This is a genomic window from Roseovarius sp. YIN77, from assembly GCF_057219155.1.
The window spans coordinates 22,030-38,979 of sequence record NZ_JBXVVI010000017.1 but is presented as its reverse complement, the minus strand read 5'-3'; the positions used below and the strand labels follow the sequence as shown (position 1 = coordinate 38,979).

Annotated in this window: 16 protein-coding genes; 6 read left to right on the top strand and 10 right to left on the bottom strand. The window is 53.3% G+C overall.

What is annotated here, in order from left to right:
• Positions 1-8 precede the first annotated feature (8 nt).
• Positions 9-800, bottom strand: coding sequence for an antibiotic biosynthesis monooxygenase (locus AC2D8P_RS13390; protein WP_484703289.1), 792 nt, complete (start codon positions 798-800; stop codon positions 9-11).
• Between the two features lie 88 nt (positions 801-888).
• Between AC2D8P_RS13390 and AC2D8P_RS13385 the strand changes: the two genes are divergently transcribed.
• Positions 889-1,317, top strand: coding sequence for a MarR family winged helix-turn-helix transcriptional regulator (locus AC2D8P_RS13385; RefSeq protein ID WP_484703288.1), 429 nt, complete (start codon positions 889-891; stop codon positions 1,315-1,317).
• A gap of 156 nt (positions 1,318-1,473) precedes the next feature.
• On the opposite strand, the gene AC2D8P_RS13380 is transcribed toward AC2D8P_RS13385, so the two are convergent.
• A complete protein-coding gene (locus AC2D8P_RS13380) occupies positions 1,474-2,058 on the bottom strand; it encodes a transglycosylase SLT domain-containing protein (protein ID WP_484703287.1) in 585 nt (194 codons plus the stop codon).
• A gap of 178 nt (positions 2,059-2,236) precedes the next feature.
• Between AC2D8P_RS13380 and hspQ the strand changes: the two genes are divergently transcribed.
• From hspQ to AC2D8P_RS13355, 5 genes are all read left to right on the top strand, one after another.
• Entirely contained in the window at positions 2,237-2,563 is a 327-nt protein-coding gene (hspQ, locus tag AC2D8P_RS13375) for a heat shock protein HspQ (protein ID WP_484703286.1), read from the top strand.
• A 221-nt stretch (positions 2,564-2,784) separates the two neighbouring features.
• Positions 2,785-4,884, top strand: coding sequence for a hydantoinase/oxoprolinase family protein (locus AC2D8P_RS13370; RefSeq protein ID WP_484703285.1), 2,100 nt, complete (start codon positions 2,785-2,787; stop codon positions 4,882-4,884).
• Positions 4,881-6,533 carry a hydantoinase B/oxoprolinase family protein gene (locus tag AC2D8P_RS13365; protein ID WP_484703284.1) on the top strand — a complete coding sequence of 551 codons (1,653 nt, stop codon included), beginning with the start codon at positions 4,881-4,883 and terminating at the stop codon, positions 6,531-6,533. The genes AC2D8P_RS13370 and AC2D8P_RS13365 overlap by 4 nt, the downstream gene beginning before the upstream one ends.
• Positions 6,530-7,597 carry a pyridoxal phosphate-dependent aminotransferase gene (locus AC2D8P_RS13360; protein WP_484703283.1) on the top strand — a complete coding sequence of 356 codons (1,068 nt, stop codon included), beginning with the start codon at positions 6,530-6,532 and terminating at the stop codon, positions 7,595-7,597. Before AC2D8P_RS13365 ends, AC2D8P_RS13360 begins: the two co-directional genes overlap by 4 nt.
• Position 7,598: 1 nt before the next feature.
• Positions 7,599-8,345, top strand: a complete 747-nt coding sequence (locus AC2D8P_RS13355; protein ID WP_484703282.1) for a maleate cis-trans isomerase family protein — start codon at positions 7,599-7,601, stop codon at positions 8,343-8,345.
• Positions 8,346-8,348: 3 nt separating this feature from the next.
• Here AC2D8P_RS13355 and AC2D8P_RS13350 read toward each other — a convergent pair whose 3' ends face one another.
• The 8 genes from AC2D8P_RS13350 to AC2D8P_RS13315 all read right to left on the bottom strand — a co-directional run bounded on the left by AC2D8P_RS13350 (position 8,349) and on the right by AC2D8P_RS13315 (position 16,926).
• Entirely contained in the window at positions 8,349-9,680 is a 1,332-nt protein-coding gene (locus AC2D8P_RS13350) for a polysaccharide biosynthesis/export family protein (protein ID WP_484703281.1), read from the bottom strand.
• On the bottom strand, positions 9,677-10,864 hold the full coding sequence (locus AC2D8P_RS13345; protein ID WP_484703280.1) for a glycosyltransferase: 1,188 nt from the start codon (positions 10,862-10,864) through the stop codon (positions 9,677-9,679). Before AC2D8P_RS13345 ends, AC2D8P_RS13350 begins: the two co-directional genes overlap by 4 nt.
• The gene (locus AC2D8P_RS13340) at positions 10,861-11,865 is read right to left on the bottom strand and encodes a sulfotransferase domain-containing protein (RefSeq protein ID WP_484703279.1); all 1,005 of its coding nucleotides are present in this window, start codon (positions 11,863-11,865) and stop codon (positions 10,861-10,863) included. Before AC2D8P_RS13340 ends, AC2D8P_RS13345 begins: the two co-directional genes overlap by 4 nt.
• Complete coding sequence (locus tag AC2D8P_RS13335) at positions 11,853-13,076, bottom strand: O-antigen ligase family protein (protein WP_484703278.1); 1,224 nt, start codon at positions 13,074-13,076, stop codon at positions 11,853-11,855. Before AC2D8P_RS13335 ends, AC2D8P_RS13340 begins: the two co-directional genes overlap by 13 nt.
• A gap of 67 nt (positions 13,077-13,143) precedes the next feature.
• On the bottom strand, positions 13,144-14,451 hold the full coding sequence (locus AC2D8P_RS13330) for a lipopolysaccharide biosynthesis protein (RefSeq protein ID WP_484703277.1): 1,308 nt from the start codon (positions 14,449-14,451) through the stop codon (positions 13,144-13,146).
• 68 nt (positions 14,452-14,519) lie between these two features.
• Complete coding sequence (locus AC2D8P_RS13325; RefSeq protein WP_484703276.1) at positions 14,520-15,164, bottom strand: HAD family hydrolase; 645 nt, start codon at positions 15,162-15,164, stop codon at positions 14,520-14,522.
• On the bottom strand, positions 15,161-15,721 hold the full coding sequence (gene rsmD / locus AC2D8P_RS13320; protein ID WP_484703275.1) for a 16S rRNA (guanine(966)-N(2))-methyltransferase RsmD: 561 nt from the start codon (positions 15,719-15,721) through the stop codon (positions 15,161-15,163). Before rsmD ends, AC2D8P_RS13325 begins: the two co-directional genes overlap by 4 nt.
• Positions 15,718-16,926, bottom strand: a complete 1,209-nt coding sequence (locus tag AC2D8P_RS13315; protein ID WP_484703274.1) for an NAD(P)/FAD-dependent oxidoreductase — start codon at positions 16,924-16,926, stop codon at positions 15,718-15,720. Before AC2D8P_RS13315 ends, rsmD begins: the two co-directional genes overlap by 4 nt.
• Positions 16,927-16,950 lie beyond the last annotated feature (24 nt).

The following is a 16,950-nucleotide window of genomic DNA, read 5'->3' as shown; positions in this document are numbered from 1 at the left end:
ATCCACCCCTAGTCTCTTGCCACGACCGTATAAAGACCGGGCGTAAATCTCAGACCTTCAATCGCGGGCGATACATTCGCCGCCTGCATCGCCGTACTTGCCGCCTTAAACGCCGCAGCACTTTCCCAGGTCGCGACGTTGATCAGCGCAAATTTCGCATCTGGAGTCAGTGATCGATGCAGCGCCGTCGAGACATATCCCGGATGCGTTTGCAGGAAGTCTCGGCTGATTGTCCAAGAGGCTATCGCCTCATCCAGTTTTCCGTCCGGCACTTCGAAAACATTGATCAGGGTGACTTCGGTGGTCAATTTAACGACGTCATTCATTTCAGCTATGATCCTTAGGTTTGATTTGAATGCGGCAAAGCTCAGCGGCGCATTGCTGTGGTTCACGGCTGTGTAGAAATCATTGGACTGCGATAAGGATTGTTCGGTCAGGCTAAGTGCGCCATCGCCGTCTCTATCCCAGGCGGCGAACACATTACGGCGCGCCTCCCAAAACTGATCAGAAACACCCCGCGCCTGTGCCAGATAATCCCAGCCCATATCCCAGCTCAGGTATTCCTCTGCCGTCACGATCCCATCATCATCATAGTCCTGGGAAATCATGACGTCCTGACGAAACAGGTCGACCTCTCGCATCGAAAGTGCCCCATCCCCATTCACGTCGATCGACTCAAAGACCTGCCGGTTCAACTCCTCCAGCTCCTGGTCAAGTGCCAGAGCCGGCCCTGCCAGCAGGCACAAGGCAGCGCAGCTCAGATAAAGGCCTTTCATGATCGTCACTCCATATGATTCCATTTAAATAGCTTGCTATACATACTAACTTTACATAGCAAGCTATTTATTATTACATAGCGAGCAATGCAGTGCGCTGCTAGTGAAACACATGGACTTTAATCACATGGATTCTGCCGGTTACCTCGTGAACCACATCGCGCGTCTTTTTGCCGATGGGCTACGCCAACGTGTTGAACCGCTTGGCATTGTTCCGGGCCAGTTTCCCGCCCTGTTGGAACTGTGGATCAATGATGGGCAAACCCAGAAACAGCTGGTTGAAAAACTGGATATCGAACAAGCCACCCTTGCCAACACCCTGGCCAGAATGGAACGTGACGGGCTGATTATCCGCACTGAGCATCCCAAGGATGGACGGGCCAGAATTGTTCAGCTGACCGACAAGGCAAAGGCAATTCGCGATGACGCGTATGCGGCGGCGAATGAGACCAATACCATTGCGATGTCCGACCTCTCTGAAGCGGAGCAGAGGCAGTTCGTGGACTTCATGCAACGCATCATCAAAACCTTGCGCAGCTGATCGATCGCAAACCACAGGCCGAAGCGCGGCCAGCTTGCGATTTCAACACACTGGTTAACGCGATCCGGGCGGCCACAAATCGTACCGCCGCAATACCGACGTAATACCGACGTGACGCCGACAGTGGGTTTTAGGGTTAACAGCGCCGTTGCGGGATTACGCCCGGCCGCATCCAATCAGCTGTGCCTGATAAGTATCCGCACGAGAGGCAACCTCGCTTGAAACACGCAACAACCAGGATTTTGAACGATAGGACCCGCGGGCAAAGCCTGTTCGACCTTCGTGATAGGCCAGATACTGGTTGCGGGCATCGTAGGGGGAAATTCCAAGTTTTTCAGTGCTTTCCGCCATGTACCACCCCATGAAATCGGTTGCATCATCGATGTCATCCCGCTTGGCCCGGCGATTGCCCGTGTCGCGTTGGTATTCCTCCCACGTGGCATCCAATGCCTGACCATAACCATAGGCCGAAGATTGCCGCCCCATCGGGATCACACCCAGTGCGTAACGTACTGGAGTCCTTGCATTTCCTACGAATCTCGACTCCTGATAAATCGTCGCCATCTGCACATGAACCGGCACACCCCACCGACGTTGGCTGCGTTCCATGGCGCGCAAATATTGCGGTCTCTGGCTGACAATGCTGCACGCATCGTTCAGGTTGCGCGGCGCTGAATACTGACTGCTGCCACAGGCCGCGACAAACAGCATCAGAATGATCGTGCGAAGAGTTCTGCCCATTTGCCTCTCGCTATGTTGTTTGTCTTAAGCTAACCCAACTACGACCTATGGGGAATAGTCAAATACGCCCAATCTGTTCAGCTTTTCGCGAGCAGCGCGAATTTGTCCACAGTCTGTTTCCGCATCTCAGGTGGACTTGCCCCCTTTGGCGGTTTAGTAATAAAGCGGGGCTAAACAAATGCTTAAATCACGCGCGAAATATCATATCGGCCAGGTTGTACGGCACAAAAACCACCCGTTCCGCGGTGTGGTCTTTGACGTGGATGCGATCTTTTCCAATACCGACGCATGGTACAACGCGATCCCCGAAGACAGCCGACCAACCAAGGAACAGCCGTTTTATCATCTGCTCGCAGAAAATGATCAGGATTATTATGTCGCCTATGTTTCAGAGCAAAATCTGATCGCCGACTATACCGGACAACCCGTGACTCACCCAGACCTTGGTGATTTGTTCGGTGATTTCGAGGACGGTCATTACCCCCTGCAGTTCAGATTGAACTAAGCGTCAGCCAATCATCCACTCTTACCGCCCGCGCACAAATGTCGGAATCCGGCATTTATGACGGTTTTCGCCGGTCACCCTTGAATATTCAGGCTAGCCTGTAACCATGATGCAGTCACTCAACAGCCGCCGCACCGATCGTCGCGCACTAAAGTCCGACCTCGTCGCCTAACATCCGTCGCTCTGCGTTCGGAAACTGGGCATCTAGGCTGGATAAGACTATGGCATCAAACTCTCTGCGACTTGCAATCGATATTGGCGGAACTTTTACGGATACGGTCTTGGCTGACCCCAAGGGGCACATTTTGTCCTCTGCCAAGACGCTGACGACACATGAAAGCCCGGTCATTGGTGCGATGGAAGGCGCACAGCGAGCCCTATGCGATATAGGTAAGACGCTTTCCGACGTCAGTGGATTTGTTCACGGAACCACGCTCGCCACCAATGCCCTGATTGAACGCCGCGGGGCGCGGGTTGCCACGATCACCACCAAAGGGTTTCGTGATATACTGGAGATTGCGTATGAGCGGCGTTACGACCAATACGACATCAATCTTCAAAAACCTGACCTGTTGGTGCCTCGGCACCTGAGCTTTACAGTGCAGGAACGGATGGCCGTGGACGGGACTGTCCTGATCCCGCTGGAAGAGGCGAATATCACCGTGCTGATTGCGGAGCTGCAGGCAAATCAAATGGATGCATTGGCAATCTGCCTGTTGCATGCCTATGCAAATCCGACCCACGAACAACGCCTGAGGGATATGATCGGCTCGGCACTGCCAAACATGTCCATTTCCCTATCGTCAGAGGTAAGCCCCGAAGCGCGGGAGTTTGATCGCCTGTGTACCACGGTGGCAAATGCCTATGTACAACCTATGCTGGATCGATATCTGTCTGAATTTCAAATGCGTTTTGAGGCAGAGGGGCTGTGCTGCCCTATACTGATGATGACGGCCAGCGGCGGGATGTGCACCGTTCAAACGGCGCGTTCTTTCCCGATCCGGCTGGTTGAATCCGGTCCTGCAGGCGGGGCCATTCTGGCCGCTCGGATCGCCAGACAAGCGGATCTGGATCATGTGCTTTCATTTGACATGGGCGGCACGACCGCAAAACTCTGCTTGATTGACGCGGCGCGGCCTCAAACCTCTCGACAGTTCGAAATTGCCCGGGCAGCCCGGTTTATCAAGGGCTCTGGCATGCCGGTCCGTATCCCTGTCATCGATATGATCGAAATCGGTGCTGGCGGTGGGTCAATTGCGGCCGTCGACCGTTTGGGACGGCTGACGGTTGGGCCGGAAAGCGCAGGCTCAACCCCCGGGCCCGCAGCTTTTGGGCGAGGCGGAGTACACCCGACGGTCACAGATGCGGACGTTCAACAGCAATATATCCGACCCGATGGGTTTGCAGAGGGCCAATTTCAACTGCAACCACAGGCCGCAACGGCCGCGATCCAACGGGATGTGGGATCAATATTGGATCTGGAGGCAACCGACGCTGCAGACGGGATCAGTCAGATCGTTGATGAAAACATGGCCAGTGCGGCACGAATGCATGCCGTCGAATCCGGCAAGGATTTAGGGGCGCGCACCATGATCGCCTTTGGTGGGAACGGCCCATTGCATGCCACACGCGTGGCCCGTAGCGCCGGAATTTCAAGAATCCTGATACCGCCAAATCCCAGCGTCGGTTCCGCGGTCGGGTTTCTTTATGCCCCTATTTCCTTTGAAATTGTGCGCAGCCGCTACGCCATTTTGGCAAAACTGGATTTAGACGGCTTGAACGATTTTTTTGATGGTTTGATTGCAGAGGCACGTAGTGTCGTCAAACTGGGAACAAATGATCCCAAGTTGCTGATCCATCGCAGTGCTTTTATGCGGTATCATGGGCAAGGGCATGAAATCGAAATCGCTTTGCCCGAGCGCACTTTGCTGGCATCCGACCTTGCAACGCTGACCACGTTGTTTGAAGACCGCTATCGGCAGCAATTCTCGCGCCCGGTGCCCGGAATGGCAATTGAGGTTCTAAACTGGGCCGTCAAAGTCAGCACAGTGCCGACAGAGCCGAGTTCCACCGATACGATTGAGCGATTGCGTCCTGCAAATGGCAAACATCATGAAACCATCATATGCGATATAACGGGTGAACCAATCTCAGCGGCCATAGCTCAAAGAACGGATTTGCGCCCCGGCGATGAAATTAGCGGCCCCGCATTGGTGACAGAGCCGCAGACCACAACGCTGGTCAGCACCGATTTCAATTGCACGGTCGACAGGGCATCCAACCTGATCCTGACCCGCAAACAAAGGGAGGTTTCGTCGTGACACATCTTTCCCCTGCCCGCCTGCAAGTCATGTGGAACCGGCTGCTTTCTGTTGTCGAAGAACAGGGTCAGACCCTGATCCGGGCGGCATTCTCTCCAATCGTGCGTGAATGTGGCGACATCTCTGCGGGTATCTTCGATGTAGATGGTCGAATGATCGCCCAGGCCGTCACTGGAACGCCTGGCCATATCAACACCATGGCCGAAGCGGCGAAGACCCTGTGTGCACGGTTTCCTATTGAACACATGGCGCCAGGCGACATCTATATGACCAACGACCCCTGGCTTGCCTCGGGCCATCTGAATGATTTCCTGCTGATGATGCCTGCATTCTATCAGGGCAGTGTAATCGGGTTCACATCCTGCACATCGCATCTGGTGGATCTTGGTGGGCTGGGGATGGGGCCGGAGGGGTCGGATGTATTTGATGAGGGCCTACTAATCCCGCCTTGTAAGTTGGTCGAGGCCGGAGAGATCAACGCGCTTTTGATGGATATCATCCGTGCAAATTCCCGCGAACCCATTGCCAATGAGGGCGACATCTATGCCCTGATTGCCTGCTGCGAGGCCGGTGTAAATCGGCTGGTGGGCATGATGGACGACTTCGGCATAGAGGATTTGTGCGCCCTATCGGATCACATCATCGACACATCGCGGCGCGGAACAATTGAGGCGATTTCGCAACTGCCTCAGGGCATCTTTCACAATGCCCTGAGGATCGACGGCTATGAGGCTGAAGTCGAACTTCACGCCACACTGACCATCGGTACTGATCATCTGCACGTTGATTTTGAAGGTACATCGGGATGCTCTGCCAAAGGTATCAATGTGCCGCTGAACTATGCCACAGCCTATACGGTTTTTGCACTGCGTTGCCTGATTGGACCGGATATCCCCAACAATGCCGGTTCGCTGGAGCCCTTTGTTGTATCCGGTCCCGCTGGATGTATCCTGAATGCCCAACGACCGGCCCCGGTCGCCATGCGACATGCGATCGGTCAAATGACACCCGACCTTGTACTTGGTTGTCTTGCCCAAGCGGTGCCAGATCAGGTCCCGGCCGAAGGGGCGTCATGCATGTATGATCTACCGCTGCGCCATACGGCAGAAGCGGTCCGCAATGGTGGCCGCCTGTTTGCGGTGGAGCTGGTCCATAACGGCGGGACCGGTGCTCGTGCACATGCGGATGGTCTGTCAGCCACAGCCTATCCGTCGGGCGTGTTTGGCAGTCAAGTTGAAGTAACAGAAGCGGTGGCGCCAGTCACGATCTGGCAACGCGAGCTGCGCACCGACAGCGGTGGCGCTGGCATCTATCGCGGCGGGCTAGGGCAACGGATCGAGATGAGTTCCGCGATTGACGAACCCTTTTTGGTCTTCCTGTCCGTCGAAAGGTTGAAAAACCCGGCAGCTGGGCGGTCAGGCGGCCACCCCGGTGCCCCGGGCCGGATCAGAGTATCAGGACGATCCACAGACATACCGGGCAAATGTGAACTGCGGGTCGAGCCGGGGGAAACCTTGATCTTTGAGACACCAGGCGGCGGGGGAATTGGCGACCCCACACAACGTGACCGATCATCAGTCGCACAAGACCTACGTGAGGGGCTCATCTCGGCCCATGCTGCGGCGCGCATTTATGGAGATTGCCCGTGATCAAGCCCAATTCTCACATCGCGGCGATGGCTACCTATGACCTTGCGGATATGGGCGGGGGAAATTTGATTTCTTTGGCTCAAAATGAAAGCGCCTTTGGCCCAAGCCCCGCCGCTATTAAGGCCGGAACCGCCGCTTTACAATCGGCCAATCTTTATTCCGATCCAGATTGGCAAGAGTTAAGGAATGCGATTGGAATGATCCACAACATCGACCCAGACCTGATCCTGTGTGGCGCGGGCTCGATGGAACTGATTGGCACCTTGATCCGATGCTACGCTGGACCGGGAGACGAGGTATTATGCCCGGCTTATGGATATCTGTACGTTGTCACCGCCACACAGATCGCGGGCGCGAATTACCGCTCGGCCCCAGAGCCAGATTTCACCGTTTCCGTGGACTTTTTGATCAACGCCGTGACGGATCGCACGCGGATCGTTTTCATGTGCAATCCCGGCAATCCAACTGGCACACGGATCAACAACGAAGAAATTGTACGTCTCAGAGACGCCTTGCCAGAAAAAGTCTTGTTGGTCGTTGATCAGGCATATGCAGAGTTTGACACACAGGATCATTCCCCCATATTCGAACTTACCGGTCGTGGAAACACGGTAATTACACGTACATTTTCCAAGGCTTACGGATTGGCCGGGGCAAGAGTGGGCTGGGGCGTTTTCCCAAATAATATCGCGATTGAAATCAGAAAGCTGTTGAACCCGAATAACATATCCAACATCAGCCAAGCGATGGCCCGGGCAGCGGTTTTGGATCAGGAACACATGATCAACGTCGTCGATAAAACGGCAGCGTTGCGGAAACAAACCATCGCGACACTCCGCCGGTCAGGATACGCCGTACCGGAAAGCCATACCAATTTCATCATGATCCCCTTTGCATCAACCGAGGAGGCAACGACCGCCGACCGAATATTGCGCCATGCCGGATACCTGCTACGCGGAATGGGGGGATATGGTTTGCCACAATGTTTGCGCGCCACCATAGGTCCAGCTTCGGACATGCGTGCGGTGACATCTCTTTTGACCACCAGCGCAGGAGATTTTTAGAATGATTGATCCAAGAAGCGGGCCGAAAATCGGTGTTCTGGTGCCTTATACAAACACAAATCTGGAGCCAGATATGATGGCCCTGTGCCCCGAAGGGTGCACAATGCACTTCGAACGGTTGGGCGGCTATGACGTGGATGAGGTGCCCGGCAGCGACCAGATGGCCGGGTTGGGGGCGTCAGATATGACCCAATCCCTGCGTCTGATCTGCGGGGTGCGTCCGGCAGCCGTTCTTTATGGATGCACATCTGCCACGTTGACCCATGGACCGGAATTCGATCAAGATCTGGCGCGACAAATCAAAATGATGTCCGGCGCACATGCTCTTACGGCAGCGGGATCATTGGTGATTGCCCTACAGGCGCTTGAAATTCACAAATTGGGGTTCGCTTCCCCATATGTTGGGGAAATCAACCGGCAAGCGACGGCTTTCTTGGAAGGCTATGGCTTTCAGACCGTCAAGACAGCGGACATAGGAAGAAGCCTTAGCAACTATGGGCAAGGCGAGTTAACACCGGACGAAGTTTATGAGCTCGCTCTGCGTGCCGATCATCCGAGCGCAGAAGCGATCGTCATGTCCTGCACCGATATGCGCAGTGTTGAGGTTATCGAGCGTGTGGAGCAGACCCTGGGAAAGCCCGTTGTTACGTCCAATCAAGCGATGATATTCGCCCTTTGCAAAAAACTGACCTTGAACGGCGCAAGTTTTAAACCCGGCCGATTGTTTCAATGTTTAAATAACGACTAATACCTATTCAGCCAGATCCCGATAAGGTGTGGTGATCAAAGACGGTGAAATCTGGCGTACAACACGCCCCCATCTGGTAATGGGCTGCTCGGCAACAAATATCACATCATTGGGTCGCAGTTCGAATTGCGTGGCCAAGGTCAAATTGGCGGCATTTCGGATATCAAGATGCCAGGCGGTCACCCTGACATCATCTTTGCGCAAGACGTAGATTTGTGAAATGTCCGCCGTTTCGGTCGGCAGACCACGTCCGCCGTCAAACAATGCGTCTGCTAGGCTTGCGCGCTGTTCAAATGGCAGATCATAGCGATGTTGCCGGCCAATTTCGCCTGTCAGATAGACGTAGTCACGCGGCACGGCGTTCAGGGTTAGTCTGGCTTCGAACTGCTCCCTGTTTTCGCGATGGCGCAAAAGATCAAGCTGCCGCCACTTTACCAGTTCATCAGGATCAAACGGGAAGTTAAACCCTGAATCTTGTGCGGCCACTTGAATTCGGTCACCAGATTGAAGCCAAACCTGCGGCCTTGTTCGCAATTTTTGTGCAGATATGCGATATGACTTGCCACCTCGTTGAAGCGTGACTTCAAACTGTGCTGTGGCAGCCGGTTCAATTCCTCCTGCCTGAATCAATGTCTCCTCCAACGTCAGGGGGGACATAGAGAGCGTTATGTTGGTTGGTGCTTTGACCGCACCGGACACCGACACTTTGTGGGCCTTAAACTCTGCCACTTCCAAGCTTATCGCAGGATCCTGATGGCGGTCGATCAATGCCTGAACAAGTGCGTGTTCAGCATCGGGCAAGGTCAGTCCCAACACCTGAATTCGCCCCAATCGCGGCAGTGAGATCGAACCGTCATCTTGCACGATCAGCATCCGGCCCTCTCGACCTTGTCGATTAGGGTTAGGCATTGCGGTATCTTCGGCAAATCGCAATCGAACCACATCACCTGTACCCAGCCGATACGGGCCAGGCGGTGGGTTTTCTGGAAAAATCTCCGGGATTTCGCCACCAACCATGTTACTTGGGGATGTCAGTGATCCTGTTTCTATTGTTAAAGGAAACGTTCCGAGTTGATCATCGTCTAGCAAGCCCACCGGAAAGGGGCGCGGTTGATACGGTGATTTGTTGGCAAGGGTGATCGTTTCTGCCGATAACCCAACGACCTCTACCGAAACCCCATCGCTATTGTCTGCGTCAACCCCCGGGCTGTGATAGACTGTACCGCACCCAGATAGGAAGACCACTATGGCGAATAGGGAGTGGCGCAACATGGCATTTGTACAATCCCGTAGAGCCATGAACCGGACATAAAGAAATTCTAGTAAAACACTCATGTGTGCTGCGCCCCCGAACGCATTCCTGTTTTTGCAGCCTTGTTCTGACGCACGTATTTTTCATAGAGCTTGATCGTATCATCACACATGCGATCTTGATCCCAAGCGTCCAATTTGGATGCTTTGGCCGACCTCACAAATTTTCCGTATTTATTTGGATCAAGCATTTCGCACATCGCGTTGCAAACTTCGGTGGGATCTGAAGAAACAATCAAACCGTTCGCCCCTTGCTTCACCACCTCATTAAGGCCCGGCAAATCAGAACAGAGGACCGGTTTTCCTGCAGCGAGATATTGGATGATCACTCTGGGCAAACCTTCACGTTCTGATAGCAAGATGCAAAGATCCGCGGCGGCGATCCACCGCTCGGCATCTTCCCGATACCCGGCGAAATAAACGGATTTGCTCAACCCTATTTGATCAACCTGCATCTTGACTGTGGACATGTTGGGCCCTTCACCCAAAAGCACCAGCTTTGCATCGGGATATTGTTTTAGTAGCTCTCGGAAGCTTTCGATCAGTACAAAATGTTTCTTTCGCGACTCAAACGCAGCCACCATCAGCAAAGTGGGTCCACTTCTTACTAATCCAGTTCCTGAACCGAAAATCTGCGTCAACTCATCTGTTGGCGCGGCAGAACGAAAGCGATCCAGTTCCATCCCTGATCGTATGATGTGATGCAGCGCTGCCGGCCCAATATCGAGAGAAAGATACTGATCTTTCATCCCCTCGCTTACATGTATGAACCCATCCGTGGCAAATGCAGCCAACCTCTCTGCACCCAAATAGCAAATGCGGCGCAAACCAGTGACGCCTTGAAACGGGGTAATGTGAACGCCGTGCAAAATCACTGGCACGCCTGCCAGCCTTGCGCCGAGCCTGCCCAAGATACCTGCTTTGCTCTGATGTGTGTGGACGATATCTGGCCTAATTTTTCGGCACAGGCTTCTGATTTTCCAACACACAGCCAGATCATTTAGCACTGATACAGGATGAACGAGGCTGCCCAACTGATGCATCTTAATCCCGGATTCCATTGCGCTGTGCCAAAGGTGTGACGAAACCTCTTTTCCGAAAATCAAATGAACTTCATGCCCCGCTGCCACTTGCGCACGACAATTGATAAGCGTGTTTTCTTCAGAACCCGCCTGAAGCAATCTGGTAAGAATGTGAACGATGATCATGCGGCCGCCGTTCCGGGGCGACAGCCCCAATGGGAAAGATCTTTGCCAATCAATTCTTCCAGTCGGCTGACATCTTTAGAAAACCTGTCTTCTAAAAAGGCCCGGGTGACTTCGGACATGCTCTGTTGATCCGCGGTGCCTTTGCGGGCGCAGGTCACCTTCTCTGCAGCATCGAATACCAATTGCTTAGTTGTTCGATAGGTCGAATTCCCGGATGCAAGACCATGGGCACGTCTTGCAATTCTGCCCCAATAAGTGTTGCTGGATCGAAGCCGAAACAACAAATCAAGCGATGGAAGGTGGTCTGCGGTTGGATTATATACGCGCCCCAAACCGTCGATTGAAACGTTGTCCACTCCCAAGAATTCGAACAGCTTTCTGCACAACCCTGCAGGATCACGCACTAGGTCATCAAACAAGATAATATGGACCCGCTCCCTGCCAAAGACCTCCAGATATCTTTCGACCTGCGCTGCGTACAGACCCAAAGCGACATACTGGTTTGCATAGAATAGGCCTGAATTGCGCTCCTCTCTGGCGATTGCATCTTCGAAACTCATGGCATTTTCGACATGCCGCATTCGATTGAACCTGTACCACGACCAGGCCCGGTCAACAGGATTTCGCAAGCAGATCGCGATCTTGGCATCTGGGCATCTCGACCTGATTTTCTGTGGCGCCGATGGATGCGGCAGATAGAATACTGATGCCTCACCAATGATGGATGTTTGGGCATTCCTGAACAATGACAGGTATGAATTCCAATCTGTATGATAGGGCTTTGGAATATAGCGCCATTGGCAATATTCGAACTGGTGATTTTCCTCCGCCCATAGGAAGTAATGCGGCTCCTTCGCGTTTTGACACATATAGATTTGAGGATGGTCCGAGATGTACTTCCATAGTGAAGTCGTCCCTGCCTTGGCGGCACCTACCAGAAAAAAGTTTGGGGCGCTTTGCTGAATACCGCGCATTTTTTTATGTGGATCTAGCTCTGCCATGCCACTCTCTCTGACCTGATTGTACTGGAGGACGCTTTCTCCATCCTGTTCGCTGAAATGAATAAGCACCCCAACAGAATCCAAAACAAAGGTGCCGTCGTTGGCCCGATGGAATCGCTCATTTGATTGCTTGCTATGAAGCAGGCGGCCCCAACCGACAGACCAACGGCCTGCAGACGATCAAATCGATCTGCGTCAGAGTTCACAGAGTGAAAGAGTGCGCGAATAATCAACGCTGCAATCCCTAACAACAATGCACATATCAACACCGCACCGGGCACGCCTGACGTGCGCAAATAGTCAACGACAACATTGTGGCTGTGCGACAAATATTCCCCGGTCAAAGGTTGAAGCGTGAACTGTCCCGCCCCGACACCCATAATGGGATTGGAAAATCCAGCCTCCAATCCATATGCCCACATCGCCTTGCGGCCCGTGATCGTGGCGGTTTCAACCGAATTCACGAAGTAGTTTGCTAGCACATGGACAGTGCGTGGGTTGAGCCAATTGATCACCCACCAAACGGGGATCAGAGATACACCCAACAGCACGAGATTGCGAACCGAATGCAGCGCGGCGAACCTCCATCTATTGTGGGTCCACGGGGCGATTAAGAAAACAGCCACAACACCCATGATGCCAAGAACGAAGTTGGTTTTGGATCCGCTTGCCGTAAGTGCAACGAAAAGCAACAGAGCACCCAAAAAATGAAATAGTTTTCCTTTTGGCGAATAAATTGTCGCAACGGCAGCGGACGGCAGCAACATGGATAACGCAATGCCCAATTGATTAGGGTTCTTGAACCATCCGGATGTACGATCGTATTCATCGCCCGGCTCTTTCGTCATCGGCACGATCAAATCAAGGACAACAAACGCGGCAGCAATGTATCCCGAAATGATCAACGCTGTCGCGACATCAAAAGAATTGTCCGCTTCGCTTATCCACAATACAGCCCAGATCAAAACAAAGAACTGCGCATAGACCAAGATGGGTCGGCCGACGCGAAATACATCTTCTGCGTGCAAAACAGAAAGTACCGATAGCGCTGCAAGAGCCGCGGCACAGCAGCAAAGCCAAACCAAAATCGCGCCTAAACCCGGTGAGATGTTGGGGAATTGCGCGCGGCCCCGTAAAAAGGTGGCGAACACAAGCACCAACAGCAAAAAGTTGTTGAGAGGAAGTCCCGAGGTGACAAACCAGGTCTGCATCCAATTCGTGGCGCAATACAGGCAGAGGCACACCCATGCCAACAACATTGGGTGATATTGGAATTGTTTATCGCCTCTCCCGTAGCGCACTGCTTGGCACCTGATCCGTTCCGATGGAATACAAGGCATAAATCACAATTGGAAAAAACACAATGTAAAGTAGAGTTAATGTAATTATATATGCTGTTATGGTTGTTATCCACATGCCTGAAATAGCACATGCCAAGCCAAACCCAATCAATGGGCAAATTGAAATGGTAAGTTCTTGTATAAAAATGATCTTCTGTTTCGCAGATACGCTTAGAAACAAGATCACGGGACGTATGAGTACCATGGCAATCAATGCCGGGATGAACATGACAACCAGATCCGCCAAACCAGCCCAATTGGCACTCATAAAGCGGGAGATCGCATAAGGCGCCAAGGTCCAAATCAATGCTGCGCCACCAAATGCCCAGATACACAGAACGACCAAAGTCTGCATCAATATCCGTCGCGCGCCGGCGTAGTCTTGGTTTCGCAATGTATGGGCAAAATCCGCTTGGGCCATCCTGCCAATGGATTGCGCGATTAAACCTGCAGGCTTGGTAATCGCTAAAATCGCCATCCCAATCAATCCAGCCAGTTCTGGTCCGAAACATATCCCTGTTAGCAATATGATCCCGTGACCGGAAAGTGCACTAAGGAATAGGGCTGGCGCCTCTGCCAGGGGGTAACGCCGGTACACCTGAAGGGTCTTGATACGCTCGACCAACGTGCTTTTGCCGACACCTCCTTTACGCGAAGATGTTGGATACAATCGCAACATCGACACCACAGCTCCAACAATGACGCCCGTGATTAGAACCATATCCGCCTGACCCGTGGGAAAAACAACGCATGCCAACCAGATCGAGACCGTTAAGAGCACCCGAAAAACCCGATTTCGCGCAACGACCCGAACCCCTCCGCGGCTAAAATGGTCAGCCAATAAGACGGAAACCTGACACTGCGCAAAGACATAAACAGGAATAAAAAAGGATATAGGTGCAGGCAATTCAATCCAACGCGCCACGAAGCCCCAATAGACTAGGGCAGCGGCCAGAGAATTCGCGACACATGCAAATAACGCCACATCCCATATAGATTGACGATCACGTCCGGGTTGGCAGACGAAAAAAGCGTTCTCAATCGCCCACGCCCCGGTCACGGTAAAAAACGCACAATAGCTGATAAACAGCGCATAGGTCCCCAGTTCCTCAGGCGGCACCCATTGGGCGACAAATACAAGGCCCACAACGTAAAGTAGCTGCGCAGATACAAAGCTGGCCGTAAGCAATAGTGCATCTCGCCCGAAAAGCTGTGCGAGAGCATTTTTAAATGTCGATCTGATCAACTTGACTTGGCCATGCCCCATTTGCACATAGTGCGCCCGTCAATCACGAAATGCAATTTATAGTTGTGTCATGCCAGGTCGAGTTGCCTTGAAACTTCGCATAACTCGCGGATCGGTACCGCCCCCACACCAACGACGCCGTCGGCCGGACCCGTTGGCACATACCCGAAGCAGCTAACGCCGGCGGCTTTTGCCGCCAGGCAGCCCGTCACACTGTCATCAATCAGGTATGTCTGTTTTCGATCAACACCCGCAACACGCATCGCGTGCAAAAGCATATCTGGTTCTGGCTTGGGTGCGTGATCCTCGCGAGAGTATATGCGCCCTTCAAATCTTTCCCACAATCCTGATGGACCGAGTGACAAGCGCATTTTCTGCATCGGCCCGTTGGAGGCGATGGCTATAGAAATCCCTGCTACATCCAGCCGATCCAGCAAATCAAACACGCCAGGGATCACTTCGACGCCTTCAGTGAGGCGCGCAAAGATTGCGTCGTAAATCTCTTCGATCCAACTATCAGGCAAAACCGCACCACGTTTTATTGCCTCTGCTTGGACCCCATAGATTGTGCCGCCGACAAACAAGTCTTGGCACTCTTCTGGTGAAATGGACAGTCCGTGTCGCCCCAGGTTTTTCGACAAGACCTCATTGACTGGGCGCTCTGTGTCCACCAACACCCCATCGCAATCGAATATGACCAGCTGGGTGCTCACAACGCTTCCAGAATTGTGATCGTTGTGTCCCCGTAGCGCCGTTGATCCAAAAGCGCAAAACCCTCCGGCGGATCTTGTGGTGATGCTTCTTCCCAAACAACCACGGCAGATGAGGCAATCCAGTTTGACGCCATGGCCTCGACCAGTGCCTGTTGCCCCATGTTTTTGCCGTAGGGCGGGTCAAGAAAAATCAGGTTGCAGGGATGATCCTGATTTACTGGCAGGCGCCGGGCATCAACCGTGATAAGCCGTACGTTTTCGCTGCAACCTAGCCGCTTGACGTTGTCGCGGATCAAGTTTTGCGCAACGCGCCCGCTATCCGCAAATGTCACATGTAATGCACCCCGGCTGAGCGCCTCCAGCCCCAGCGCCCCAGTGCCCGCGAACAGATCCAACACCCGCGCATCCGTCACAGGATCACCAAACCTTCCCCCAAGTAGCATGTTGAACAGGTTTTCCCGCACCCGATCTGTGGTTGGCCGCAAATGTGCGCCAGAATCCCCTTTTCCCACTGCCGCCAGCGTTTGGCCGCGATATTTGCCGCCAACTATCCTCACGCTTTCAGCAGAGCTTTCATATCGGTTTCGGGATTGGCTATTGCTGCCTTGTCAGGCGATTTCCCGGCCTCAATCAATCGCTTACCAATCATGTAGTCACGAGGCGCATTCATCGCATCAACCGCAGTCAAGGTATCCCCCTGATAATACCAAAAGGATACTGAGGAACCTTCCCCCTTGCGGGTCACAACATTGTCGTATCCAGAGTTCAGCCCGGCAATCTGCAGTTTTACGTCATACTGATCCGACCAGAACCATGGTGTCGCAACATAGGTTTTTTCAGCGCCCAGCATGTTTTCTGCGACAACTTCCGCCTGATCAATCGCGTTTGGTACGCTTTCCAGTCTGATGCGGTCGCCACGGAATGGAAAAGAGGCGCAATCACCGGCAGCCCAGATCGACGCATCCGACGTAAGTCCATGTTCATCGGTTCGAATGCCGTTTTCGATTTCCAACCCGACCGCCTCTGCCAACGTGGTTGATGGTTGAATGCCCACACCAACAATCACAAAGTCGATGTCGAGAACACGGCCATCGCTCAGGTGCGCCCCGGTTACGCGGCCCTCGCCCAGTAGATGGTCAAGTCCGACACCTTCGATAATTTCGACACCGCGCGACCGGTGCAAATCACGGAAATAATTCGACGTTTCAGGCGCTGCAACTCGCTGCAAAATTCGATCCGCCATTTCCACAAGCGTAACATTGACGCCCTTTTTGGCCGCGACGGCCGCTGCCTCTAACCCGATATAGCCACCACCAACAATCAAAGCATGGCGACCTTCAGCAAATTCGGCGGCCATCGCGTCGACATCAGCCAATGTTCGCACTGTGTAGACACCGTCCAAATCACCGCCAATCGCAGATGGAAGGCGACGTGGAATTGAACCTGTCGTCAACGCCAACTGGTCATAGTTCAGCGTTTCACCGTGTAGCGATAGCGTTTTTGCGGTGGGATCGATTGCATCCACGCGCTGCCCCAGTCGCAAATCAATATTCTGACCGCTATAGAAATCCAGGGGGCGCAAATACAGGCGTTCCAGCTCCATCTCACCCAGCAGATAGGCCTTGGACAGTGGCGGGCGCTGGTAAGGCGGGGCGGTCTCTTCTCCGATCAGGGTGATCTGACCATCAAACCCGAGATTGCGTAGTTTCACCACGAGCGAGCTGCCAGCCTGACCGGCCCCGACGACGACTATGTGGCTCATTAATCCCGACCTTCTGTTGCCAAC